The 786-nt window shown below is 61.7% G+C and carries 1 protein-coding gene; it reads right to left on the reverse strand.

Annotation, left to right across the window (positions count from 1 at the left end; all coding sequences use genetic code 11):
• A partial coding sequence (locus tag DXD77_RS09900) for a hypothetical protein (protein ID WP_147325442.1) occupies nucleotides 1-716 on the reverse strand: 716 nt, incomplete at its 3' end.
• Nucleotides 717-786: the final 70 nt, after the last annotated feature.

Here is a 786-nt window from a genome sequence, read left to right on the forward strand (position 1 = left end):
CCCGCGAGGACGCGCCTCGTTGCGGTCGATAGGACGACGGAACAAACGGATATTAAGGTTCCGCCCGCAAGAAGCGCGATAAGCAGGGCTGTGAAGACGTTTCCCGCAGTCGTGGTGGTAAGCGCGCCGTCATGGAAGAAGGCGATCGGGTACCCAATTTGCCCGAAGCCGTTTAGGGCCAAGGCGTAAATGCCCCCGGGTGCGAGGCCGGCGAGGAGCATCGCGGTCCCCGCGGCGATTATCGAAAACACGATCTGGATAAGGCGCCGGAATTTGGGCGCGGGCGCCTTTGCCGCCAGGGTCGCAGGCCTTGTGGCGCCGAGCACGAGTATCGACGAGAGAAGGAAGGGGATGAAGGGAAGGAAAGACGGCGCCGTGGCAATGGCGTAAGGCAGGAAGGAAAGGAATGGCAGGTCGTTTGCGGAGGCCGGGATATCCGTGATGCCGGAGCTGCTCAGGGCACGGCAATATGCGAGCGCTGCGTCATTGGTCTCTCGGTCTCCCACGATGGACCCGGATTGGAAGCCTTCGCCCATGAGCGCGTAGTAGCTCTCGGCAGAATCGAGAAAGGCGGCGTCGGTTTGAGCGGCAAGGGCGGCGTTCGCGTATCTTGCAAGCTCCGCGTCAGCTTGCTGCTCTGGCGATAGGTCTGTGCCGCTGGCCTGGGGCGCGCGCGTATTGAATGCGTCGACAAAGCCCTGCATGCCCTGCTTCATAAAGAAGGGCCCGTAGATGGGTGAATTGAACGCAATGGGGACGGAAAAGGCTGCAGCGAGAACGAGCGTA

It is taken from the genome of Collinsella sp. TM09-10AT (genome assembly GCF_003436275.1).
Taxonomy (GTDB): domain Bacteria; phylum Actinomycetota; class Coriobacteriia; order Coriobacteriales; family Coriobacteriaceae; genus Collinsella.